General features: G+C 59.9%; 19 protein-coding genes and 1 pseudogene. 13 read left to right on the forward strand and 7 right to left on the reverse strand.

Features of this window, described 5'->3' with window-relative positions; all coding sequences use genetic code 11:
• Nucleotides 1-4 precede the first annotated feature (4 nt).
• The 4 genes from C4J94_RS19640 to hrpA all read right to left on the reverse strand — a co-directional run bounded on the left by C4J94_RS19640 (nt 5) and on the right by hrpA (nt 6,374).
• Nucleotides 5-238 carry an anti-sigma factor gene (locus C4J94_RS19640; protein ID WP_124387672.1) on the reverse strand — a complete coding sequence of 78 codons (234 nt, stop codon included), beginning with the start codon at nt 236-238 and terminating at the stop codon, nt 5-7.
• Nucleotides 232-846: an RNA polymerase sigma factor gene (locus C4J94_RS19645; protein WP_124387673.1), complete on the reverse strand. Its 615-nt coding sequence runs from the start codon at nt 844-846 to the stop codon at nt 232-234. Before C4J94_RS19645 ends, C4J94_RS19640 begins: the two co-directional genes overlap by 7 nt.
• A 26-nt stretch (nt 847-872) precedes the next feature.
• Complete coding sequence (locus C4J94_RS19650; protein WP_124387674.1) at nt 873-1,994, reverse strand: beta-ketoacyl-ACP synthase III; 1,122 nt, start codon at nt 1,992-1,994, stop codon at nt 873-875.
• A gap of 468 nt (nt 1,995-2,462) precedes the next feature.
• Nucleotides 2,463-6,374 (reverse strand): ATP-dependent RNA helicase HrpA, encoded by a 3,912-nt coding sequence (gene hrpA, locus C4J94_RS19655; RefSeq protein ID WP_124387675.1) that lies wholly within the window; start codon nt 6,372-6,374, stop codon nt 2,463-2,465.
• An 820-nt stretch (nt 6,375-7,194) separates the two neighbouring features.
• Between hrpA and C4J94_RS19660 the strand changes: the two genes are divergently transcribed.
• The gene (locus C4J94_RS19660) at nt 7,195-7,452 is read left to right on the forward strand and encodes a hypothetical protein (protein ID WP_124387676.1); all 258 of its coding nucleotides are present in this window, start codon (nt 7,195-7,197) and stop codon (nt 7,450-7,452) included.
• On the opposite strand, the pseudogene C4J94_RS19665 reads toward C4J94_RS19660, so the two are convergent.
• A pseudogene (locus C4J94_RS19665) lies at nt 7,443-7,631 on the reverse strand (isocitrate dehydrogenase kinase/phosphatase-domain containing protein); the annotation flags it as partial. The gene C4J94_RS19660 and the pseudogene C4J94_RS19665 overlap by 10 nt on opposite strands.
• Nucleotides 7,632-8,171: 540 nt before the next feature.
• Here C4J94_RS19665 and C4J94_RS19670 point away from each other — a divergent pair.
• Genes C4J94_RS19670 through C4J94_RS19675 form a run of 3 tightly spaced genes read left to right on the forward strand, consistent with a single transcriptional unit; the run spans nt 8,172 to nt 9,957 of the window.
• Complete coding sequence (locus C4J94_RS19670; protein WP_124387677.1) at nt 8,172-8,786, forward strand: hypothetical protein; 615 nt, start codon at nt 8,172-8,174, stop codon at nt 8,784-8,786.
• Nucleotides 8,787-8,809: 23 nt separating this feature from the next.
• Nucleotides 8,810-9,118, forward strand: a complete 309-nt coding sequence (locus C4J94_RS27905; RefSeq protein WP_256657553.1) for a transposase — start codon at nt 8,810-8,812, stop codon at nt 9,116-9,118.
• A gap of 8 nt (nt 9,119-9,126) precedes the next feature.
• Entirely contained in the window at nt 9,127-9,957 is an 831-nt protein-coding gene (locus C4J94_RS19675) for an IS3 family transposase (protein WP_256657709.1), read from the forward strand.
• Between the two features lie 85 nt (nt 9,958-10,042).
• On the opposite strand, the gene aceK is transcribed toward C4J94_RS19675, so the two are convergent.
• Nucleotides 10,043-11,758 carry a bifunctional isocitrate dehydrogenase kinase/phosphatase gene (aceK, locus tag C4J94_RS19680; RefSeq protein WP_124387678.1) on the reverse strand — a complete coding sequence of 572 codons (1,716 nt, stop codon included), beginning with the start codon at nt 11,756-11,758 and terminating at the stop codon, nt 10,043-10,045.
• 154 nt (nt 11,759-11,912) lie between these two features.
• On the opposite strand from aceK, the gene C4J94_RS19685 reads away from it, so the two are divergent.
• The 3 genes from C4J94_RS19685 (at nt 11,913) to C4J94_RS19695 (ending at nt 15,335) form a co-directional block, all read left to right on the forward strand.
• The gene (locus C4J94_RS19685) at nt 11,913-12,812 is read left to right on the forward strand and encodes a DMT family transporter (protein ID WP_124387679.1); all 900 of its coding nucleotides are present in this window, start codon (nt 11,913-11,915) and stop codon (nt 12,810-12,812) included.
• 68 nt (nt 12,813-12,880) lie between these two features.
• Complete coding sequence (locus C4J94_RS19690) at nt 12,881-13,672, forward strand: CPBP family intramembrane glutamic endopeptidase (protein WP_124387680.1); 792 nt, start codon at nt 12,881-12,883, stop codon at nt 13,670-13,672.
• A gap of 97 nt (nt 13,673-13,769) precedes the next feature.
• On the forward strand, nt 13,770-15,335 hold the full coding sequence (locus C4J94_RS19695) for a PAS domain-containing methyl-accepting chemotaxis protein (RefSeq protein ID WP_124387681.1): 1,566 nt from the start codon (nt 13,770-13,772) through the stop codon (nt 15,333-15,335).
• Between the two features lie 67 nt (nt 15,336-15,402).
• Here C4J94_RS19695 and C4J94_RS19700 read toward each other — a convergent pair whose 3' ends face one another.
• Nucleotides 15,403-16,122 carry an alpha/beta family hydrolase gene (locus C4J94_RS19700; RefSeq protein WP_124387682.1) on the reverse strand — a complete coding sequence of 240 codons (720 nt, stop codon included), beginning with the start codon at nt 16,120-16,122 and terminating at the stop codon, nt 15,403-15,405.
• A 79-nt stretch (nt 16,123-16,201) separates the two neighbouring features.
• On the opposite strand from C4J94_RS19700, the gene ccoN (C4J94_RS19705) reads away from it, so the two are divergent.
• The 6 genes from ccoN (C4J94_RS19705) to ccoO (C4J94_RS19730) all read left to right on the forward strand — a co-directional run bounded on the left by ccoN (C4J94_RS19705) (nt 16,202) and on the right by ccoO (C4J94_RS19730) (nt 21,865).
• Nucleotides 16,202-17,626, forward strand: a complete 1,425-nt coding sequence (gene ccoN / locus C4J94_RS19705) for a cytochrome-c oxidase, cbb3-type subunit I (protein WP_124387683.1) — start codon at nt 16,202-16,204, stop codon at nt 17,624-17,626.
• 10 nt (nt 17,627-17,636) lie between these two features.
• Nucleotides 17,637-18,245, forward strand: coding sequence for a cytochrome-c oxidase, cbb3-type subunit II (ccoO, locus tag C4J94_RS19710; protein ID WP_034108140.1), 609 nt, complete (start codon nt 17,637-17,639; stop codon nt 18,243-18,245).
• Nucleotides 18,246-18,248: 3 nt separating this feature from the next.
• On the forward strand, nt 18,249-18,449 hold the full coding sequence (locus tag C4J94_RS19715; protein WP_124387684.1) for a cbb3-type cytochrome c oxidase subunit 3: 201 nt from the start codon (nt 18,249-18,251) through the stop codon (nt 18,447-18,449).
• Entirely contained in the window at nt 18,446-19,393 is a 948-nt protein-coding gene (gene ccoP, locus C4J94_RS19720; RefSeq protein WP_124387685.1) for a cytochrome-c oxidase, cbb3-type subunit III, read from the forward strand. The genes C4J94_RS19715 and ccoP overlap by 4 nt, the downstream gene beginning before the upstream one ends.
• A gap of 421 nt (nt 19,394-19,814) precedes the next feature.
• The gene (gene ccoN / locus C4J94_RS19725; RefSeq protein ID WP_124387686.1) at nt 19,815-21,257 is read left to right on the forward strand and encodes a cytochrome-c oxidase, cbb3-type subunit I; all 1,443 of its coding nucleotides are present in this window, start codon (nt 19,815-19,817) and stop codon (nt 21,255-21,257) included.
• Nucleotides 21,257-21,865: a cytochrome-c oxidase, cbb3-type subunit II gene (gene ccoO, locus C4J94_RS19730; RefSeq protein ID WP_078734203.1), complete on the forward strand. Its 609-nt coding sequence runs from the start codon at nt 21,257-21,259 to the stop codon at nt 21,863-21,865. Before ccoN (C4J94_RS19725) ends, ccoO (C4J94_RS19730) begins: the two co-directional genes overlap by 1 nt.
• Nucleotide 21,866 lies beyond the last annotated feature (1 nt).

Consider the following 21,866-nt stretch of genomic DNA (forward strand, 5'->3'; position numbering starts at 1 on the left):
GCTCCTACATGTCTTGGCGCCGCTCGGCCGCGAGCCGTTCGGCCAGTGCATCCGCATCTTTCACCGGCTCTTGCGGCATGATGCGCAACGTCGCCTGCATCAAGCGCATCTGACGGATAAACCGCCGGCAATTCGGGCAGAACATCAAGTGATGCCGCACCAGCAGACGCTCTCGAAAGGACAATTGCCCATCGAGGTAGTCACTGGAACGTGCCACTTGCTCTTTACAGGTCAGCATTCACCCGTTTCCTCAAAATGCTCCACGGTAGCGAAGACTTTAAGCCGTGCCCGGTGCAGCAGCACACGTACATTCGAGAGTGAGAGCGTCAGAAGATTACAGATTTCTTCCAGCTCCAGGCCCTGGCGCTCGCGCAGCACCAGCACGCTGCTCTGCAACTGGGACAAGCTCAGCAGCGTATGTTCCAGGCATTTACGCAATTCCTCCTCGGTCAGCAAGGCTTCCGGGGTGTCCTGGTGCCAGGCGTAAGGGGCCACAGCCCAATGACCATCGTCAGGCGTGAAGCGTTCATCGCCAATGGTCCCATGGGGCGAAGGCAGATCGTCGAGTAACACCTCGCGACGATTTTGCTTGTAGCGGCCCTTGGCGGCGTTCGCCGTGATCGTCAGCAACCAGGTCTTCAGGCTCGAACGCCCTTCGAACCTGGCGAGGTTGCGAACCACCGACAACCAGGCGTCCTGCACCACCTCATCGGCATGCCGCTGGCCGACGATGGCATAGGCCACCGCCCGCATCGCACTCTGGTAAGTGGTGACCAGTTCCTTGTAGGCCTGCTGCTCGCCCTTGAGCAGGCGCTCGAGCAGGTGCGCGTCGTCCGCTGCTGCCATTCAACACCTCGATGTAAACGAGCACATCAGCGTTTGCGCAGGATCACACTGCCGATGGAATAGCCCGCACCGAACGAGCTGAGCACCGCCACGGAGCCCTTGGGCAAGTCATCCTGATAGGTGTGAAACGCAATCACCGAACCCGCCGAGCTGGTGTTGGCGTAGGTATCGAGGATCACCGGTGCTTCTTCCACCGACGCCTCGCGGCCCAGCAGTTTCTTCACGATCAGGTGGTTCATGCTCAGGTTGGCCTGGTGCAGCCAGAAGCGCTTTACATCGTTGACGCCCAGCTGGTTTTCCGCCAAGTGCGTACCGATCAGCTCCGCCACCATCGGGCAGACATCGCGAAACACCTTGCGACCTTCCTGCACGAACAACTTGTCCGGCGCGCCAATGCCCTCTTCCGCGGTACGGTTGAGAAAGCCAAAGTTATTGCGAATGTTGTTGGAGAACTGGGTCAGCAGTTTGGTGCTCACTACATCGAACTGGTGCTCGGACGTTGCCAGGTCGGCTCGCTCGAGGATCACCGCCGTGGCGGCATCGCCAAAGATGAAGTGGCTGTCGCGATCACGGAAATTCAAATGACCAGTGCAGACTTCCGGATTGACCATCAGGATCGCCCGGGCCTGGCCCAACTGGATGCTGTTGGCGGCATTCTGGATTCCAAACGTGGCCGAGGAACAGGCCACATTCATATCGAAACCGAACCCCTGGATACCCAGGGCTTCCTGAACCTCGATGGCGATGGCCGGGTAGGCCCGCTGCAGGTTGGAACAGGCGACGATCACGCCATCGATATCGGCGGCAGTCTTGCCCGCGCGCTGCAGGGCCTGTTCGGCGGCGCCGACGGCCATCTGGCAGAGTACCGACCATTCGTCGTTGCTGCGCTCGGGCAAGCGTGGGGCCATGCGCTGCGGGTCGAGGATGCCGTCCTTGTCCATCACGAAACGGCTCTTGATGCCCGAGGCCTTTTCGATGAACGCCGCGCTGGACTCCGTCAGCGCCTGCACGTCACCGCGCTCGATGGCAGCGGCGTTTTCGCTGTTGAACTGCTGCACATAGGCATTGAAAGACTGCACCAGCTCTTCGTTGGAGATGCTGTTGGCCGGGGTGTACAGGCCAGTGCCGCTGATGACGACGTTATGCACGGTCGTTCCTCTAAATCTGTCAGGCAGAAGATATTGGTACCGTCGTACCAAACTGTAAGTCGTTCGATTCCGTCCAGCGGGTATCAAACTGGCAACGCTTATTGGATCTTGTAGCCGCGAAGTTTGCCACAACGCCGGTGATTTGGCGCCATATGCCAGACAAACACCTTACTGTGGGAGGGGCTTGCCCCCGATTGCGCAGCACCAGCCAACGAATCTGTCGCTGACACACCGCCATCGGGGGCAAGCCCCCTCCCACATTTAAGCTGTGTTGCCTCTCAGATTGGGCAGGTCATACCAGTGCCGTTGTTCGCCGGCCTGGTGAGTCCTCAAGGTAAAAACACAAAAACCAGTGTGGGAGGGGACTTGCCCCCGATAGCGCAGTACCAGCCACTGAATCTGTCCCTGACACACCGCGATCGGGAGCAAGCCCCCTCTCACATTTGGACCTGTTCAGTTTCGGTAGGCTCAAGGCTCTACTTGGCTCCATTGCTTGCTCAAACGCTTATCGGAAATCGGCACCTTGGTCCCCAGTTGCTGAGCAAACAATGACACCCGGTATTCCTCCAGCCACCAGCGATACAGCTCCAGCTGCGGATCGCGCTTGCCTTCCTGGGCATGCTTGTTCAAGCGATTCTGGTACTGCGCCCACAGACCACTTAGCTCGGTGCTCCACACGCGGTCCTTCTGCACCTGGCTCGGCAGTTTTTCCAGGCGCAGTTCAATAGCCTTGAGGAAACGCGGCAGCTCCTTGAACCACTGTGCCGGGGTTTCGCGCACGAACCCTGGGTATACCAGGTTGCTCAACTGCTGCTTGATATCGTTCAAAGCTACCGCCTGGGCCAGATCGATTTTGCCTTTGAAGCGCTTTTGCAGGCCATGCCAGAGTTTCAGCACTTCCAGGGTCAGGCGCGCCAGACGCTCGGCATGTTCGGTCCAGCCGCCACGCTTGCGCTCGGCCAGCGCGGCCAGCCCAGCGCCGTCGCGGGGCAGCGTGGCTTCGCCTTCCAGGACGCAGCTATCGAGACTCGCCAGCAGGATGTCCTCCACCAGCGCATCGACACGCCCCAGCTCGCGATACATCAGGCCCAACTCGGTGAGCCCCGGCAATTTGCCGCGCAAGAATTTGGCCGGTTCCGCCAGCTGTTGCATGAGCAGGCGCTGCAGAGCACGGCGGTGCTGGAATTCGGCTTCGGCGGCCGTGGAGAAACGCCCTTCCTTGACCGTGCCGTTTTCTTCCACCAGCGCCGGGTACACCGTCATCGAAAGGCCGGCAATGTTTTGCTGGGTTTTTTCGGCCACCGGCGCAAACGCCTTGGCTTGCACCGGCTGTTGGCTTTTTGCGGTTTGCGGCACCGCCAGGGCGGCCTGGCTGGCTTCGGCGAAACGCGCGGTCAACTGCGCCAGGTCACGGCCCTCGCCGAGGAATTTGCCCTGGCCGTCGACCACTTCCAGGTTCATTTTCAAGTGGTTTTCCACCTGCTGCGCAGCTTCCGCCCAGGCTTCATCACTGACCCGCGCGCCGGTCATGCGCAACAGCTCGCGGCCCAACGCCTGGGGCAGCGAGCCCTGGCCAAACTCGATGCGCTGCAACGCCGCCTTGACGAAATCCGGCACCGGCACGAAGTTTTTACGCAGCGCCTTGGGCAGGTTGCGCACCAGGGCAATGCACTTGGCTTCGATCAACCCGGGTACCAGCCAGTCCAGGCGCTCGGCGGGCAAGGCCGGCAACAGCGGTGCCGGCACGCGCAGGGTCACGCCGTCGCGCGGGTGGTTGGGTTCGAAGTGGTAGCTCAAGGCCAGGGCCAGATCGCCCAGGTGCAAGGTGTCCGGGTAATGCGCCGCGGTGACTTCACTGGCTTCGCGGGCCAGCACGTCCTCCTCGCGCATGATCAGCAGTTGCGGGTCTTTCTGGCTGTTGACCTTGTACCAGCTGTCGAACGTCGCCGTCTGATGAATCTCGGCCGGCAAGCGCGCATCGTAGAAGGCGTAGAGGGTTTCCTCGTCGGCCAGGATGTCGCGCCGGCGCGCCTTGGCTTCCAGCTCATCGAGCTGCTCCAGCAACTGCTGGTTGGCCGCAAGGCACTTGGCGCGAGACTGGATTTCCCCGCGCACCAGGCCTTCGCGAATAAACAGCTCGCGGGACACCACCGGGTCGATCGGCCCGTAATGCACCGGCCGGCGCCCGACCACGATCAGGCCGAACAAGGTGATCTGCTCAAAGGCCACGACTTGGCCGCGCTTCTTTTCCCAATGGGGTTCGAAGTGGTTTTTCTTGATCAGGTGCCCGGCCAGCGGTTCGATCCAGTCGGCGTCAATCTTGGCCACCATGCGCGCATACAACTTGGTGGTTTCCACCAGCTCAGCGGTCATCAGCCATTGCGGGCGCTTTTTGCCGATGCCCGAAGAGGGGTGAATCCAGAAGCGCCGCTGACGGGCACCGAGGTAGTCGCCGTCCTCGGTCTTCTGGCCGATCTGGCTGAGCAAGCCGGACAGCACCGCCTTGTGCAGTTTCGGGAAATCCGCCGGTTCCTTGTTGATCGTCAGCTGCATGTCGCGGCAGATCAGGCTCAACTGGCGATGGGAATCGCGCCACTCGCGCAGGCGCAGGTAGTTCAGGAAGTTCTTGCGACACCAATTGCGCAGCGGGCTGGCGGTCAGTTCCTGGCGCTGCTCTTCAAAGCCGCGCCACAGATTAACCAGCCCGGCGAAGTCCGAGTCCGGGTCTTTCCACTGCGCATGAGCCTGGTCGGCGGCCTGCTGGCGTTCCGGCGGGCGCTCGCGCGGGTCCTGGATGGACATGGCGCTGGCCACGATCAGCACCTCCTGCAGACTGCCCAGCTTGGCGGCTTCGAGCAGCATGCGGCCCATGCGCGGGTCCACCGGTAGGCGCGCCAGTTGGCGACCCAACGGCGTGAGCTGGCTGTTGCGGTCCACCGCCGACAGCTCTTGCAGCAGGTTGAAACCGTCGCTGATGGCCTTGCCATCCGGCGGTTCGATGAACGGGAAGTCAGTGATTTCACCCAGGCGCAGGTGCAGCATCTGCAGGATCACCGCCGCGAGGTTGGTGCGCAAAATCTCGGGGTCGGTAAATTCCGGGCGCCCGATAAAGTCTTCTTCGCTGTACAAGCGAATGCAGATGCCCGGCTCGACACGGCCGCAACGGCCTTTACGCTGGTTGGCGCTGGCCTGGGAAATTGCCTCGATCGGCAGGCGCTGCACCTTGGCGCGGTAGCTGTAGCGGCTGATGCGCGCAGTGCCGCTGTCGATCACATAGCGAATGCCCGGCACCGTCAGCGAGGTTTCCGCAACGTTGGTCGCCAGTACCACGCGACGGCCGGGGTGTGACTGGAAAATGCGCTGCTGCTCGGCCGGTGACAGGCGCGCATACAGCGGCAGGATTTCCGTGTGCTTGAGCTGCGCCTTGCGCAACATCTCGGCGGCGTCGCGAATTTCGCGTTCGCCGGGCAGGAACACCAGCACATCGCCGGGGCTACGCCGTTCGCTGCGTTCATAAGCGGCGATTTCGTCGAGAGTGGCGAGGATCGCCTGGTCGACAGTCAAGTCGTCCTCGACGCGGTTGCCCTCCTCGTCCTGCTCCAGGGTCAGCGGGCGGTACCAGGTTTCCACCGGGAAGGTACGGCCTGACACCTCCACGATGGGCGCATCGTCGAAATGTTTGGAGAAACGCTCCAGATCGATGGTTGCCGAGGTAATGATGACTTTCAGGTCCGGGCGACGCGGCAACAGGGTCTTGAGGTAACCCAGCAGGAAGTCGATGTTCAGGCTGCGCTCGTGGGCTTCGTCGACGATGATCGTGTCGTAGCGTTCCAGGTAGCGGTCGTTCTGGGTTTCCGCCAGCAGGATACCGTCGGTCATCAGTTTGATCAGGGTGTTGGAATCGCTTTGGTCTTCAAAACGCACCTGATAGCCGACCAGTGCGCCCAAGGGCGTCGCCAATTCTTCAGCGACGCGGCTGGCCACGCTGCGCGCCGCGATCCTGCGTGGCTGGGTATGACCGATCAGGCCGTATTGACCGCGCCCGATTTCCAGGCAGATCTTCGGCAGCTGGGTGGTTTTGCCCGAGCCGGTCTCACCGGCGATGATCAGCACCTGGTGTTTGTTCAGCGCGTCCTTGATTTCATCGCGCTTGGCGGCAATCGGCAGGCTGTCGTCGTAACGAATCACCGGCAGGCTGGCCCGCCGCGCCGTGACCTGGGCACAGGACGCCTGCATGCGCGCCACCCACTGCGCCAGCTTCTGCTCATCGGGCTTCTTGCGCAGCTCAAGCAACTGGCGCCGCAAGCGGTGACGGTCGGCGAGCATGGCGTGGTCGAGGTTTTTCAGCAGTTGGTCGATAGCGGGCGCTTGGTCAGTCATCAGGTACGCAAAGGTCTTTTAATGAGGCAGGTAAGCCTGCGGTGACGTAGGCGGCAATTGTCGCAGATTTCTACCCCTGTGAACTAACCAGGCCCTTTCGTCAGCGTAATACGGCGGCTTCGTAGGGTTGCAGCAGTTATCGATTGAAACGCTGAGAAGTCTGCCCAAGCTTTTTCCGACTTCACCATCAGCCAAAATGGACCGCAACCGCGCGAGCAACTGGCGCAATAAAATATTGGGGGTGACGCTCCATCACTTCGGTCTCTCACCTACCTCGACAGCGACTTTTACTACAAATCCTTAATCCCGTTTCTGCTGGTTGAAAAGCGAAAATCCGATGTAATAGACCAAATACGCGAGTTTCAATGAAGCCCTAGATACGTCTAGAAGATCAACACATTGCCTATTGAAACCGGAGTTTAAAATGCCAATCGATTCCGTCACACCACGCCTGCCGAGCTACCAAGAATCCATGCAAACTCAACCGCGGTCCCGCGAATCATGGCCACCGCCCAGCTATGAATTCCCACCGCCTTATTCACAAAAACCTCCTTCTACTGATAACAGACGAACGGAGCAAGGGAGCGCAACAAACTTGACGGCCCTGCGTTTTGCGTACCAGCCTGCAGGAAACGCACTAGCAATGATCGGAGAACCCCGATGACCGAATTGCAAGATGAAACCTTGCTGAACGGGCCTAATGAATCTTGACGCTTCAATAGGTCGTAACCGCTCCATGAACCCGACATTCAACGCGGTCAGATGATCCCGGATGCTGTGCTCCCGATTCCCTCTGGAGCCAGCAACTCACGATGACCCGATGCCAAAGTCGAGTTATGCCAACGGCACGCGAAACCATGCCGATCGATACGACTGCAAACACAAGAACATCGCGCTGCAAACCAAGGGCACGAACCTAACCGACAAGCCCCGTGCAAACAGTATCAACGACCAATTAGGGGCGATGGGAAAAAGCCAGCCCCGGCTGGAGCAAACACTTGAAGAGAATCGCAAGGCGACGTTTAGGCTCCCCCGCACTTCAACAACATCCAGCGCAACGCTCGTTCTCTATGAGTGAGCGTTCTCTCTGCGTCGATACGGAAACACATCAATCACTTTCCCTGCACGTATCGCCTGCTGCAGGCCCTTCCCGTAATCGGCGTTATACAACTCGCCATGCAACTCATCGAACAACCTGCGCTGGCCCGCATCGGCAAGCAGGAACGGTGGAAACTCTTCCGGAAATACTCCAGTGGGCCGATGTTCGTCAGGCTTCTTGCGCAGCTCGAGCAACTGGTGCCGTAAGCGCTGACGATCGGCGAGCATGGCGTGATCGAAGTTTTTCAGCAGTTGGTCAATCGTGGGCGATTGGTCAGTCATCAGGGCGAAAACAGTCTTTTAGTAAGCAGGCGAGGACTGTCGCAGATTTCGACCCGTCATGAGGTGTCCCCTCACTTTGCGATGGTCTCCCGTACTCAAGCAAATAACGAATTTTAGTACATCCTTTTGAGCCTTCTCGCACTATTGAGAAGTGAAAATCCGATTTGATGGATGAGATACCTACGTTTCAATAGGTCTCCAGATACGTCTGGCCAATCAGAACGTCTGCCATTGAACATGGAGCTTGAAATGCCAATCGATTCAGTTACTCCGCACCTGCCGACCCACCATGAATCCATGTGGGCCCAACCGTGCTCGGTAGAAACGCAGCTACCACCGCGTTATGAATTCGCTCCGCCCTACATCGCGTAGCCATCTTCAACATGAGCGTTCCAATTTCATATCAGAGGATTTCCTATGCCAATTGACTCCAGTCACTACTCCAGCCATTCCAACAACTATTCCGATCGATACGGTGATAAATACCAGAGCATTGCGCCGCAAACCAGTTCGACGCAAGGTTCCTGGAGACAATCGTCTAGCAGTTCCAATTCATCGACACCGCTAGTCAGCAATCTACCCTACTCCACGATGGGCCCATCTAATCGACAACAGTTTGACCAGGCCAATACGACCAAAGCCGCCCTGGAAAAATTACCGACTGACTTCCCAACGCCGGCCTTACCCAAAACGGCTTACCAAGCCCCTATCAACCTCTTGGAACAGCGGATCAAAAATCTTGAAGCTCGCTCTGAAACCAGTAACCCGCTGACGAAACTGAGTCATTATCGAGAAGATAAAAAAACCGATAAAGCGTTCAATAAAGAAATGGTGACGTTGTACAAACAAGCGCGTGACGTTCAGACCAACGGCACCAACCAAACCGACAAGAACCGAGCAAGCAATGTCACCGACCAACTGACGGTGCTGGGAAAAGGACAGCCCTGGCTGGAACAAGTACGCAAAGAAAACCGCAAAGGAGGCGTTTTGAACTGGCCTAATGATCCCGGACACCTCTTAAGGGCGATATGATTCGCCCAATCAGGAGGTTCCAAATGCAACAGCGAAAGACCTATACCCGCGAGTTCAAGCAACGTGCTGCAAGCATGGTTCTTGATGATAACTGCTCAGTTCCCGACGTCTGTGCATCGATGGACGTTGGCCCTACGGCTCTGCGCCGCTGGGTTGATCAGGTTCGTAAAGAGCGTCACAAAGGGCAGCCAGTGGCAGGTACCAAAGCTATCAGCGACGAACAGCGAGAGCTTCAACAGCTACGAGCCAAGGTCAAGCGCCTGGAGACTGAGGCTGAAATCTTAAAAAAGGCTACGGCTCTCTTGATGTCGGATCCCGATCGTTTTTCCTGATCGAGGAACTGAGGGAGTCGAGTTCATATCCGACCAGCCTGCTTTGCAGTGCGCTAGGCGTTTCTCGCAGCGCGTTTTATGACTGGATTAAGCGTCGCTCAGCGCCGAATGCCGAGCGTGACGCGCTTAGAGCAAAAGTCGTGCAATTGCATGTCGAAAGCCGGGAAAGTGCAGGCGCGCGGATGATCTCTCAGCGCTTGAAGGCCCAGCAGATCAAGGTGGGAAGGTATTTAGTTGCAAAGCTCATGGCGGAGGCAAATCTGGCCAGCAAACAGCGCCGCCGCCATCAGTATCGTTCTAGAGGCGTCGAAGCATTTGTGGCCAAGAACCTGCTCGAGCGTAACTTCGAGCCAACCGCAATTAATCAGGTCTGGTGCGGCGACGTTACCAGCCTGATGGTTGGGAAACGCTGGTATCACTTGGCAGCGGTGATCGATCTGTTCGCCCGCCGAATCGTTGGCTGGGCATTTTCTCTGATCAATGACGCCAACCTGGTAAGCAAGGCGCTGAGAATGGCGGTAGAGGTTCGAGGCAAACATGCAGGCTTGATGTTTCATTCGGATCAAGGCTGCCAATACACCAGCCAGCTCTTTCAGTCCGAGCTGCTGGAGCATGGAATAACGCAAAGCATGAGCCGCAGGGGGCAGTGCTGGGACAACGCGCCAACAGAGCGTTTCTTCGGGACGCTCAAATCAGAGTGGGTGCCCACCAAAGGCTATACGACAGTTGAAGAAGCCAAGCAGGATATGACCCGCTTCTTCATGCGATACAACCGAATCAGGCTCCACAGCTACAACAACTACCTGTCGCCAATAGCCATGGAGCAGGAGGCGGCTTAATCACCGTAATCGGTGTCCGGAAAAACTTGACCAGAACATTTAGGCTCCCCCGCACTTCAACAGCATCCAGCGCAACGCTCGTTCTCTATGAGTGAGCGTTCTCTCTGCGTCGATACGGAAACACATCGATCACTTTCCCTGCACGTATCGCCTCCTGCAGGCCCTTCCAGTAATCGGCGTTATACAACTCGCCATGCAACTCATCGAACAGCCTGCGCTGGCCGGCATCGGCAAACAGGAAGGGTGGAAACTCTTCCGGGAATACATCCAGTGGGCCGATGGAATACCAGGGCTCGGAGGCCATTTCGTCTTCGGGCGTGCGCGGTGCGGGGATGTGGCGGAAGTTGGCTTCGGTCAGAAAGCAGATTTCATCGTAGTCATAGAACACCACTCGACCGTGGCGGGTAACGCCGAAGTTCTTGAGCAGCATGTCACCGGGAAAGATATTCGCCGCCGCCAATTGCTTGATCGCCAGCCCGTAGTCTTCCAGGGCCTCGCGTACCTGGGCGGGGTTGGCGTTTTCCAGGTAGAGGTTGAGCGGGGTCATGCGCCGTTCGGTCCAGCAGTGGCGGATCAACACGGTGCCCCCTTCCACTTCGACGGTGCCTGCGGCCACTTCCAGCAACTCGGCGAGGCAGTCGGGCTCGAACTTGCTCAAGGGGAAGCGGAAGTCGGCGAATTCCTGGGTGTCGGCCATGCGCCCTACCCGATCGACGCTTTTGACCAGGCGGTACTTCTCGATCACCGTGGCGCGGTTGACGTTTTTCGACGGTGAAAAACGGTCCTTGATGATCTTGAACACGGTATTGAAGCCCGGCAGGGTAAATACGCTCATGACCATGCCGCGCACGCCGGGCGCCATGATGAATTGGTCATCGGTAGTCGCGAGGTGGTTGATCAGTGCGCGATAGAACTCCGACTTGCCGTGTTTATAGAAGCCGATGGACGTGTACAGCTCGGCGATGTGCTTGCCGGGCAGGATACGCTTGAGAAAGTCGATGAACTCCGCCGGCACGGCCACGTCGACCATGAAATAGGAGCGCGTAAAGGAAAAGATGATCGACACCTCGGCTTCATCGGTGATCAACGCATCGATCTGGATCCCCTGGCCTTCGCGGTGCAGCAATGGAATCACCAACGGCCACTGTTCGTCGCGGGTGTAGATACGCCCTACGAGGTAGGCGCCCTTGTTGCGGTAAAGCACCGAGGAAAACAGCTCGACGTTTAAATCGGGGTCTTTGCACACCCAATCCGGCAGGTTTTCCCGCAGTTGGGCTTCCAGGCGGCGCAGGTCGGCAGGTAAGTCGGCGTAGGGCTCACTGAAGCTATAATCGGCGAATACCTGCTCGAGCATGTCGGCGATCTTGCCGGCAGGCGTGTAGGTGCGGGTTTGCGCCGCCCGCGCCCGACGCAAGCTGGGGCGCGTGGTGTGGATAAACATGCAGCCGTCGCTGATCAGGTCATGGCTGAACAGGCTGCAGAACACCGAGTTGTACCAGGTTTCGGACAGCTCATCGTCAAAGCGCAGGTCAATCAGGCCGATGTAGGCACTTTTCACCTGTGGCCACAGGTCAATGTCCTGCAACACACTTGCCTCGAAAGCGGCCTGCAGACGCGCCGTGACCTCTCCCACCTTCTCTTCATACAGGTTGATGCGCGCCGCCGAAGCGGCCTGCCCTTGCTGCCACTGGGCCTTTTCGAAGCGCTCGCGAGCGCCATCGGTGATCTGGCGAAAGTGCTCACGGTAGTCGTCGAAACCGTCGAGGATCATCCGGGCGATAGCGAGGGCAGGCTGCGACATGCGGAAAAACCTCGAACGGGTATCGGGAAGCCCTGAGCTTAGCCAGTCAACCGAGACAGGAGAAGAAGGATTTTTTACCGACCACAGTACTTAGCGATTGTGTCGACCGGAACGCTGGGCAACACTCCGCCGCCTGATTGCGTAGGAGTTTTCCGTGAGACCTGTAGACACCCTGTACTTGCTGGGACTGGCCGCCATCTGGGGCGCGAGTTTCCTGTTCATGCGCATCATCGCGCCGGAAATCGGCAGCGTGCCGACCGCGTTTTTTCGCGTGTCGATCGCTGCCGCCGGCTTGTTGGTGATTCTGGCGCTAATGGGCGTGAGCTGGGATTTCCAGGGCAAGTTCAAGACCGTCCTGCTGCTCGGCGTGATCAATTCGGGGGTTCCGGCCACGATGTATTCGGTGGCCGCGCAGGTATTGCCGGCGGGTTACTCGGCAATTTTCAACGCCACCACGCCATTGATGGGCGTGCTGATTGGCAGCATGTTTTTCAGTGAGCGCCTGACCCCGTCGAAAATCGCCGGGGTGTGCCTTGGCCTGTTCGGCGTGGGCGTGCTGACCCGCGCAGGGCCGGTGGCGTTTGACATGCAGTTGTTGATGGGCGCGCTGGCCTGCCTGCTGGCCACCACGTGCTACGGCTTTGCCGGCTTTCTCGCAAGGCGCTGGCTGGATCAGCGCGGCGGGCTGGACAGCCGCCTGTCGGCACTGGGTAGCATGCTGGGCGCGACGTTGTTTCTGCTGCCGTTATTCGCGTACAGCGCCATCAGCCAGCCACCGGCGAGCTGGGGTGGCTGGCCGGTGTGGCTGTCGTTGCTGGGGTTGGGCCTGGTGTGTACGGCATTCGCCTACATTTTGTACTTCCGCCTGCTGTCATCGATCGGCCCGGTCAAGTCGATGTCCGTGACTTTCCTGATCCCGCCATTCGGCGTGTTGTGGGGCGCGTTGCTGCTGGGTGAGCCGCTGTCACTGGCGCATCTGTATGGCGGAGTGCTGATTGCCGGGGCGTTGTGGCTGGTGTTGCGGCCGCAGAAACTAGCAAGCGTCTTACAATAACGGAGCTTTCATGCCATCGAACCAGACCGCTCGCTATAATGCGCCCGGTTTTTTTCGAAGGATTTGACATGACTGCTCTGCCCTGGCTGTACCTTGCGCTGCTTTCCATTGGCTACGTCGTGGCCTTGATCCACGGGCAACTGGGGATGCTGGCGGCGGTTTCCGTGGCGCTGTTGCTGATCGCCGGGTATGCCGTGCGCCAGCAACGCAACCCGTGGGCACGCTACCTCGGCCATGGTTTGTTCATCGTGCTCGCATTGGGCCTGGCGATGCACTGGCTGCCGGGTTTCTACAATGGCCGGGGCATTGAGCCGCAGCGTTTTACCGCCGATGCCGTACCGTTCTCGATGTACCTGAACCAGGACAAACCGCTGATTGGCTTCTGGTTGCTGCTGGCCTGCCCATGGATCGTGGCGCGGCGCTCACTGCGCCTGTCGATGTGCGTCACCGCCCTGGCCGTGACCCTGACGGCCATCGCAGCCTTGGGTGGCGCAGCGCTGCTGGGGATGATCAGTTGGGCACCGAAATGGCCGGACGCGGCGTGGCTGTGGGTGTTGAACAACCTGCTGCTGGTGACGCTGGTGGAAGAAGCGCTGTTCCGCGGCTATATCCAGGGCGGCCTGAGCCAGCGCTTCAAACACCTGCCTTACGGCGACAACCTCGCACTGCTGCTGGCCTCGCTGCTGTTCGGCCTGGTGCATCTAGGCGCGGGCTGGCAATGGGTGCTGTTGGCGAGCATTGCGGGCGCAGGTTACGGCCTGGCGTATCGATTCGGCGGCCTGGGCGCGGCGATTGCCACGCATTTTGGCTTGAACCTGCTGCACTTCGGTTTGTTTACCTACCCAATGCTGGCCGGTTGATCTGCCGCAGCGTTCTCCAGGGATTGTTGCAAAAAATAAGTTAAATAAATGCCCTGCATGGCCGATAACCCCTGAAAGCCTTGCGGATTGAACAATCATGCGTAATAACCAACCCATTACCCAGCGCGAACGTACCTTCCCCGCTCAGCAACGGTTGATCTCCACCACCGACGCCAAGGGTGTGATCACCTACTGCAACGACGCTTTCGTCGAAATCAGTGGGTTCACCCGCGACGAACTGATTCGTGCCCCGCACAACCTGGTGCGTCACCCTGACGTTCCGGCGGCGGTGTTCGCGCACATGTGGTCCACGCTCAAACAAGGCTTGCCATGGATGGGCATTGTCAAGAATCGCTGCAAGACCGGTGATCACTACTGGGTTAACGCCTACGTAACACCGGTGTTCGACGGCAACCAGGTGATCGGCTTCGAATCGGTGCGCATCAAGCCCACCGCCGAGCAGATCCGCCGGGCCGAAGCGCTCTACCAACGCATCAACCAGGGCAAGTCGGCCGTTCCCCAGCGGGACAAGTGGCTGCCGGTGTTGCAGGACTGGCTGCCGTTTATCCTGGTCAGCCAGTTGAGCTTCATGATCGGCGCCACTCTCAACTCCCACTGGGGTTTTGCCCTGGCGGCTGGGCTGTCGGTGCCGCTGGGCCTGTTGGGCCTGAGCTGGCAGCAGCGCGGCCTCAAGCGTCTGCTGCGCCTGGCCGAGCAGACCACCTCCGACCCGTTGATCGCGCAGATGTATACCGACAGCCGTGGCGCCCAGGCGCGGCTGGAAATGTCGATCCTCAGCCAGGAAGCACGCCTGAAGACCTGCCTCACCCGCCTGCAGGACACCGCCGAACACCTCAACGACCAGGCAGCGCAGTCCAACACCCTGGCGCACAACAGCTCCAGCGGCCTGGAACGCCAGCGCGTGGAGACAGAACAGGTGGCCACCGCGGTCAACCAGATGGCTGCGACCACCCAGGAAGTCGCCAGCCATGTGCAGCGCACGGCAGACGCCACCCAGGAAGCCAATCGCCTGACCGGGCGCGGCCGCGATATCGCCGGGGAAACCCGCGAGGCGATTCAGCGCCTGTCGGTGGCGGTGGGCGAAACCGGTGTCACCGTCACGCAATTGGCCAAGGACAGCGATGAAATCGGCGGCGTGGTCGATGTGATCAAAGGCATTGCCGACCAGACCAACCTGCTGGCCTTGAACGCTGCCATCGAAGCGGCGCGCGCCGGTGAGATGGGCCGTGGGTTTGCGGTGGTGGCGGATGAAGTGCGCCAGTTGGCGCAACGCACCGCAGAATCGACCGGGCAGATCCACACCCTGATCGCCAAACTGCAACAGACTGCCGCAGCCGCCGTACAAACCATGGACGCCGGGCACCGCCAGGCCGAAGAAGGTGTGGCACGGGTGATGGAAGCGGATCAGGCGTTGGTGGGGATCAGTGAGGCGGTGGCCAATATCACCGACATGACCACTCAGATCGCCGCCGCGACTGAAGAGCAAAGCGCGGTGGCTGAAGAGATCAGCCGCAATATCAGCACGATTGCGCTGTTGGCGGATCAGACCTCGGAGCAGGCGATGAACTCGGCACAGTTGAGTGAAGAGTTGACGCATACGGCCAATACGCAGTATTCGCTGGTGGAACGGTTTAACCGGTAAACCGCTATCGGGGGCAAGCCCCCTCCCACATTGGATTGGGTTCACACATTTCTATGTGTGAATGCAGTCAAGTGTGGGAGGGGGCTTGCCCCCGATAGGGCCCTAACAGAAACCCAGCCACCTTCACCGCAGCCTCCTCCAGATGCTGCTCATGGGTAAACCCGCTAGCCTTCAGCGGTTTCAAATCATGATCCCCCGCCACCAGCCACATCACCTCGATGCTCGGTGACAGCGCATACCCCTGCACCGCCGCTCGATTGCCCAGCGCATCACGCTCGCCCTGCACGATCAGCGTCGGCGTCTTCAGCGCGGCCAGATGCTCCACCCGAGGTTTGTCCGGCTTGCCCACCGCATAGAACGGATAACCCAGGCACACCAAGCCATCGGCACCCAGTTCATCGGCCAATAAACTGGCCATCCGCCCCCCCATGGATTTGCCGCCAATCGCCACTGTCCCAGCGACATGACGTCGCACCTGGGCGTACACCTCACGCCACGCTTCCAGCAGTTTCGGCGCCGGGTTCGGTGGGCGCTTGCCCCCATCCAGTCGGCGCTGGGCCATGTAGGGAAACTCGAAGCGCACCACGTTGACGCCATGCCCGGCAAGGCGCGCAGCCATGTCGTTCATGAACGCCGAGTCCATCGGTGCACCGGCGCCGTGGGCCAGGATCAACGTGACGGGGTTGCCGCACTTCCCATCCGCCGCGACATCCCACAGCCAGCCGCGTTCGCGCACACACTGCGCCCATTGATCCCCGTCAATACTGGCCTTGTGCTCTTTGCCCATGCTTGCCTCGCTTTTTAGTCTGCCTATAACTCCAGCCCAAGCGCCGCATTGGCTTGGGTTGAACCGTGGATGGGGAACCATGAACACTACTTTAAGTACCGCCTATAACTACAAGGTGGTCCGCCAATTCGCCATTATGACGGTGGTGTGGGGCATCGTCGGCATGGGGCTCGGGGTTTTTCTCGCGGCCCAATTGGTTTGGCCTGCGCTCAACTTCGATTTGCCCTGGACCAGCTTCGGTCGCCTGCGCCCACTGCACACCAACGCGGTGATTTTTGCCTTCGGCGGCTGCGCACTGTTCGCCAGCTCCTTCTATTCGGTGCAGCGCACCTGCCAGACGCAGCTGTTCGCGCCGAAAATCGCCGCGTTCTGCTTCTGGGGCTGGCAGCTTGTGATCCTGCTGGCTGCGATCAGCCTGCCGCTGGGCTACACCAGTTCCAAGGAATACGCCGAGCTGGAATGGCCGATCGACATCCTGATCACCATCGTCTGGGTGGCCTACGCCATCGTGTTCTTCGGCACGATCATGAAGCGCAACACCAAGCATATTTATGTGGGCAACTGGTTCTTCGGTGCGTTCATCATCACCGTGGCGATCCTGCATATCGTCAACAACCTGGAAATCCCGGTCAGCCTGACCAAGTCCTACTCGCTGTACGGCGGTGCGACGGATGCCATGGTGCAGTGGTGGTACGGGCATAACGCGGTAGGCTTTTTCCTCACCGCCGGCTTTCTCGGGATGATGTACTACTTCGTGCCCAAGCAGGCCGAACGCCCGGTGTATTCGTATCGCTTGTCCATCGTGCACTTCTGGGCGCTGATCACCCTGTATATCTGGGCCGGCCCGCACCACTTGCACTACACCGCGCTGCCGGATTGGGCGCAGTCACTGGGCATGGTGATGTCGCTGGTGCTGCTGGCGCCGAGCTGGGGCGGCATGATCAACGGCATGATGACGTTGTCGGGCGCCTGGCATAAGTTGCGCAGCGACCCGATCCTGCGCTTTCTGGTGGTGTCCCTGGCGTTCTACGGCATGTCGACCTTCGAAGGCCCGATGATGGCGATCAAGACCGTCAACGCCCTCTCCCACTACACCGACTGGACCATCGGCCACGTCCACGCCGGCGCACTCGGTTGGGTGGCGATGATTTCCATCGGCGCGCTGTACCACATGATCCCCAAAGTCTTCGGCCGCGAGCAGATGTACAGCCTCGGCTTGATCAACGCGCATTTCTGGCTGGCCACCATCGGCACCGTGCTCTACATCGCCTCGATGTGGGTCAACGGCATCGCCCAGGGCCTGATGTGGCGTGCGATTAACGAAGACGGCACCCTGACCTACTCCTTCGTCGAAACCCTGGTGGCCAGCCACCCGGGATACATCGTGCGACTGGTAGGCGGTGCGGTGTTCCTCAGCGGCATGTTCCTGATGGCTTACAACACCTGGCGCACCGTGCGTTCGGCACAACCGGCCGCGGCCGTCGCTTCTGTGCAGATGGCCTGAGGAGTCCTTAATGAAACACGAAACGATTGAAAAGAACGTCGGCCTGCTGATGCTGCTGATGGTGCTTGCGGTGAGCATCGGCGGCCTGACCCAGATCGTCCCGCTGTTCTTCCAGGACGTGACCAACAAACCGGTCGAAGGCATGAAGCCCTACACCGCGCTGCAACTGGAAGGCCGCGACATCTACATCCGCGAGGGCTGTGTGCAGTGCCACTCGCAGATGATCCGCCCGTTCCGCGCCGAGACCGAGCGCTACGGCCATTACTCGGTGGCTGGCGAAAGCGTGTGGGACCACCCGTTCCTGTGGGGCTCCAAACGCACCGGGCCGGACCTGGCCCGGGTTGGCGCACGCTACTCCGACGACTGGCACCGCGCACACCTGTACAACCCGCGCAACGTGGTGCCGGAGTCGAAAATGCCGGCGTACCCGTGGCTCGTCACCGCCCAGGTCGACAGCAGCCACACCGAGACCAAGTTGAAGGTGATGCGCACCCTCGGCGTGCCGTACACCGACGACGACATCAGTGGCGCGGTGGCCAGCCTCAAGGGCAAGACCGAAATGGACGCGCTGGTTTCCTACCTGCAAGTGCTCGGCACTGCCATCAAGAGCAAGAGGTGAGCCATGGGATTTGAATTCGATGCAGGCACCATCCGCGGCCTTGGCACGCTGGTGGTCGCCATTGCTTTTATCGGCCTGTCGCTGTGGGTGTTCAACAACCGGCGCAATGCGGAGTTCGAGCAGGCGCGCCTGCTGCCGTTCGCCGATGAACCTTCTCCACCGGACGCTCAAGAAGAGCCTGCAACAAGGAGCACTCGGCCATGACCACCTTCTGGAGTACATGGATCTGCGTACTGACGCTGGGCAGCCTGGTCGGCCTGACCTGGCTGTTGGTCGGCACCCGCAAGGGCGAAACCAAAGGCAGCGTCGACCAGACCATGGGCCACGCCTTCGACGGGATCGAGGAATACGACAACCCGCTGCCCCAGTGGTGGTTCATGCTGTTCGCCGGCACCCTGGTGTTTGCTGTCGGCTACTTGGTCCTCTACCCGGGCCTGGGCAATTGGAAAGGCATATTGCCGGGCTATGAAGGCGGCTGGACCCAGGCCAAGGAATGGGACAAGGAAATGGCCAAGGCCGACGCCCGGTTCGGGCCGATCTTCGCCAAATTCGCGGCCATGCCAGTGGAAGACGTGGCCAGGGACCCGCAGGCCTTGAAAATGGGCGGTCGCCTGTTCGCCTCCAACTGCGCGGTGTGCCACGGCTCGGATGCCAAGGGCGCGTATGGCTTTCCCAACCTGGCGGACAGCAACTGGCGCTGGGGCGGTTCGGCCGAAGCGATCAAGGCGACCATCATGGGCGGTCGCCACGCGGCGATGCCGGCCTGGGGCGAAGTGCTGGGCGAAGACGGGGTGAAGAATGTCGCCGCTTACGTACGCCATGACTTGGCCAAGCTGCCCTTGCCGGCCGACAGCACGGCCGACCTGGCGGCGGGCCAAGCTGCCTTCAACACCACCTGCGTCGCCTGCCACGGCCCGCAGGGCCATGGTGTGCAAGCCATGGGCGCGCCGAACCTGACCGAGCCAGCCGGGTTTATCTACGGCACTAGCCTGGCGCAGCTGCAACAGACCATTCGCCACGGCCGCCAAGGCCAGATGCCGGCGCAGGAAGTGCTGCAAGGCAATGACAAAGTGCATCTGCTGGCGGCCTATGTCTACAGCCTTTCTCATAACGCTGACGGCGCAACGCCGGAAAGCCAACCTCAATAACCATTAGCTGTGGCGAGGGAGCTTGCTCCCGCTGGACAGCGAAGCGGCCCCAAAAATCTGGGAGCGCTCCGCACTCCAGCGGGAGCAAGCTCCCTCGCCACGGTTCGCCACTGCTTGCGCGACCAAGTGTCGCACCCTTCCCAGATCCAACTTTCCCCACCCCGGATTCGGGTCTACGCTTGCTTTCAAGCGAAGCGATTTCGGCGTACGCGACAAGCGCTGTCGAGGCCTCGAAATTTTCTTGTCCACTTGATCAGCTTTTGATTTCGGATTTTATCCTTACGCCAAACATGGAAAGGGCGCAGAATCTGGCGTGGAACGCATTGATACAGGTCAGCCATTGCGTTGCAATGGCCCCTCGCTTTCTACATACTTGCGGCCGATTTTACCTATAAAAAAACCTAAACCGTGGAACCTTAGAATGAGCACAGCAATCAGTCCGACTGCTTATAACTATAAGGTAGTCCGCCAGTTCGCCATCATGACGGTGGTCTGGGGGATCCTTGGCATGGGGCTCGGGGTGTTCATCGCCTCGCAACTGGTTTGGCCGCAATTGAATTTCGACCTGCCCTGGACGACCTTCGGCCGCCTGCGCCCGCTGCACACCAACCTGGTGATCTTTGCCTTCGGTGGATGTGCCTTGTTTGCCACCTCCTACTACGTCGTGCAACGCACCTGCCAGACGCGACTAATTTCCGATGGCCTCGCCGCCTTTACCTTCTGGGGCTGGCAGGCGGTCATCGTCGGCGCCATTATCAGCCTGCCCCTGGGCTACACCACCACCAAGGAATACGCCGAGCTCGAATGGCCGATCGCCATTTTGCTCGCCATCGTGTGGGTGACGTACGCCGTGGTGTTCTTCGGCACCATCGTCAAGCGCAAGACCAAGCACATCTACGTCGGCAACTGGTTCTACGGCGCGTTCATCCTGGTCACGGCGATGCTGCACATCGTCAACCACGCGTCCCTGCCGGTCAGCCTGTTCAAGTCCTACTCGGCCTATTCCGGCGCGACGGATGCGATGATCCAGTGGTGGTACGGGCATAACGCCGTCGGCTTCTTCCTGACCACCGGTTTCCTCGGGATGATGTACTACTTCGTGCCGAAGCAGGCCGAGCGTCCGATCTACTCTTATCGCTTGTCCATCGTGCACTTCTGGGCGCTGATCACCCTGTACATCTGGGCCGGCCCGCACCACCTGCACTACACCGCGCTGCCGGACTGGGCTCAGTCCCTGGGCATGGCGATGTCGATCATCCTGCTGGCGCCAAGCTGGGGCGGCATGATCAACGGCATGATGACCCTCTCGGGCGCCTGGCATAAGCTGCGCACCGACCCGATCCTGCGCTTTCTGGTGGTATCGCTGGCGTTCTACGGCATGTCGACCTTCGAAGGCCCGATGATGGCGATCAAGACCGTCAACTCGCTGTCCCACTACACCGACTGGACCATCGGCCATGTACACGCCGGTGCCCTCGGCTGGGTGGCGATGATCTCCATCGGCGCGCTGTACCACATGATCCCCAAGCTGTTCGGCCGCGCGCAGATGCACAGCGTCGGGCTGATCAACACTCACTTCTGGCTGGCCACCATCGGCACCGTGCTCTACATCGCCTCGATGTGGGTCAACGGCATTACCCAGGGCCTGATGTGGCGTGCGATCAACGATGACGGCACCCTCACCTACTCCTTCGTCGAAGCGCTGCAAGCCAGCCATCCGGGCTACATCGTCCGTGCGCTGGGTGGTGCGTTCTTCGCCGCCGGCATGCTGTTCATGGCTTACAACGTCTGGCGCACCGTGCGTGCCTCCGATCCAGAGCAAGCTGAAGCCGCCGCCAAGATCGCCGTCGTGGGAGCCCACTGATGAAGCATGAAGTAGTCGAGAAGAATATCGGCCTGCTGGCCTTCTTCATGGTCATTGCCGTGAGTATCGGCGGCCTGACCCAGATCGTCCCGCTGTTCTTCCAGGACGTGACCAACAAGCCGGTCGAAGGCATGAAACCGCGCACCGCCCTCGAACTGGAAGGCCGTGACGTCTACATCGCCAACGGCTGCGTGGGCTGCCATTCGCAGATGATCCGCCCGTTCCGCGCCGAAACCGAACGCTATGGCCACTACTCGGTCGCCGGTGAAAGCGTGTGGGACCACCCGTTCCTGTGGGGCTCCAAGCGCACCGGCCCGGACCTGGCGCGCGTGGGCGGGCGTTACTCCGATGACTGGCAACGGGCGCACTTGTACAACCCGCGCAACGTAGTGCCTGAATCGAAAATGCCGGCGTATCCGTTCCTCGTGGAACACAAGCTCGACGGCAAGGACACCGCGAAAAAAATGGAAGTCCTGCGCACCCTGGGCGTGCCTTACACCGACGAAGACATCGCCGGTGCGGCTGCCGCAGTCAAGGGCAAGACCGAAATGGACGCACTGGTGGCCTACCTGCAGGGCCTTGGCACCATCATCAAAAGCAAACGGTGAC

The organism is Pseudomonas sp. R5-89-07 (assembly GCF_003851685.1).
GTDB lineage: Bacteria > Pseudomonadota > Gammaproteobacteria > Pseudomonadales > Pseudomonadaceae > Aquipseudomonas.

Excerpts from the sequence above, each read along its gene's own strand:
- C4J94_RS19640 (WP_124387672.1), bottom strand. The coding sequence starts at position 238 with ATGCTGACCTGTAAAGAGCAAGTGGCACGTTCCAGTGACTACCTCGAT.
- C4J94_RS19645 (WP_124387673.1), bottom strand. The coding sequence starts at position 846 with ATGGCAGCAGCGGACGACGCGCACCTGCTCGAGCGCCTGCTCAAGGGC.
- hrpA (WP_124387675.1), bottom strand. The coding sequence starts at position 6,374 with ATGACTGACCAAGCGCCCGCTATCGACCAACTGCTGAAAAACCTCGAC.
- C4J94_RS19660 (WP_124387676.1), top strand. The coding sequence starts at position 7,195 with ATGCCAAAGTCGAGTTATGCCAACGGCACGCGAAACCATGCCGATCGA.
- C4J94_RS19670 (WP_124387677.1), top strand. The coding sequence starts at position 8,172 with ATGCCAATTGACTCCAGTCACTACTCCAGCCATTCCAACAACTATTCC.
- C4J94_RS27905 (WP_256657553.1), top strand. The coding sequence starts at position 8,810 with ATGCAACAGCGAAAGACCTATACCCGCGAGTTCAAGCAACGTGCTGCA.
- aceK (WP_124387678.1), bottom strand. The coding sequence starts at position 11,758 with ATGTCGCAGCCTGCCCTCGCTATCGCCCGGATGATCCTCGACGGTTTC.
- C4J94_RS19690 (WP_124387680.1), top strand. The coding sequence starts at position 12,881 with ATGACTGCTCTGCCCTGGCTGTACCTTGCGCTGCTTTCCATTGGCTAC.
- C4J94_RS19695 (WP_124387681.1), top strand. The coding sequence starts at position 13,770 with ATGCGTAATAACCAACCCATTACCCAGCGCGAACGTACCTTCCCCGCT.
- C4J94_RS19700 (WP_124387682.1), bottom strand. The coding sequence starts at position 16,122 with ATGGGCAAAGAGCACAAGGCCAGTATTGACGGGGATCAATGGGCGCAG.
- ccoN (WP_124387683.1), top strand. The coding sequence starts at position 16,202 with ATGAACACTACTTTAAGTACCGCCTATAACTACAAGGTGGTCCGCCAA.
- ccoO (WP_034108140.1), top strand. The coding sequence starts at position 17,637 with ATGAAACACGAAACGATTGAAAAGAACGTCGGCCTGCTGATGCTGCTG.
- C4J94_RS19715 (WP_124387684.1), top strand. The coding sequence starts at position 18,249 with ATGGGATTTGAATTCGATGCAGGCACCATCCGCGGCCTTGGCACGCTG.
- ccoP (WP_124387685.1), top strand. The coding sequence starts at position 18,446 with ATGACCACCTTCTGGAGTACATGGATCTGCGTACTGACGCTGGGCAGC.
- ccoN (WP_124387686.1), top strand. The coding sequence starts at position 19,815 with ATGAGCACAGCAATCAGTCCGACTGCTTATAACTATAAGGTAGTCCGC.
- ccoO (WP_078734203.1), top strand. The coding sequence starts at position 21,257 with ATGAAGCATGAAGTAGTCGAGAAGAATATCGGCCTGCTGGCCTTCTTC.